The sequence below is a fragment of the Streptomyces sparsus genome, from assembly GCF_054776295.1.
In genome coordinates, this window is record NZ_BAAHCA010001347.1 from 1 (window position 1) to 972 (window position 972).

The window sequence follows — 972 nt, forward strand, 5'->3', positions numbered from 1 at the left end:
CGGCTGCTGGTGGCCGCGCCCGGACCGGACGGCACCGACCCCGACCGGCGGCTGGCCGCAGCGGTGGAGGGCACCGACCCGGCCGAGATCATCTCCCTCGCCGACGCGCTGGACACCTTCCTGGAGGGCGACGGCCACGACGACCGGCTGCCCTTCTCCGCCGACGCCCGGGTCCGCTTCGCCCGCCTCGCCGCCGAGATCCGCGAGCTGCGCCGCTCGCTCGCCGACCCGCTGATGGACGTGCTGCACCGGGTCCTGACCGTCACCGGACTGGAGGTGGAACTGGCCGCCTCGCCGCAGGCCGTCGCCGCCCGCCGCCGCGAGACGCTCGGCACCTTCCTGGACCTGGCCGCGGGTTACGCCTCCCTGGACGGTGAGACCTCGCTGCTCGCCTTTCTCGGCTTCCTGCGCACCGCCGCCCAGTACGAGAAGGGCCTGGACAGTTCCCTGCCGGGCGGTGAGAACACCGTCAAGGTGCTGACCGCCCACAAGTCCAAGGGCCTGGAGTGGGACGTCGTGGCCGTGCCCGGACTCGTCGCCGGGCAGTTCCCCAGCGGCCGCACCCCGGACTCCTGGCTGAGCCGTCCCGGGGTGCTGCCGCACGCGCTGCGCGGGGACGCGGCCACGCTGCCGCAACTGGACGCCTGGTCCGCGCAGGACCGCAAGGTGTACGACACCGCGATGAAGCACCACCAGGCCACCGAGGAACTGCGCCTGGGCTACGTCACCTTCACCCGTCCCCGGTCGCTGCTGCTGGGTTCGGGGCACTGGTGGGGGCCCGGCCAGAAGAGGCCGCGCGGCCCCTCGGCCTTCCTGGAAGCCCTGCGGGACCACGTCGAGGCGGACCCGGCGCACGGCGAGGTCGAGCGCTGGGCGGACCCGCCGGACGAGGAGGCGCTGAAGGCCGGCAACCCGGCGCTCGCGGAACCCGACGAGGAGCGCGCCTGGCCGCTGCCGCTGGACCCGCAGGCC

At 74.9% G+C, this 972-nt stretch carries 1 protein-coding gene; it reads left to right on the plus strand.

The annotated features are described in order from the left end of the window. A partial coding sequence (locus tag ACYVE9_RS28350; RefSeq protein WP_461030747.1) for a 3'-5' exonuclease occupies positions 1-972 on the plus strand: 972 nt, incomplete at both ends.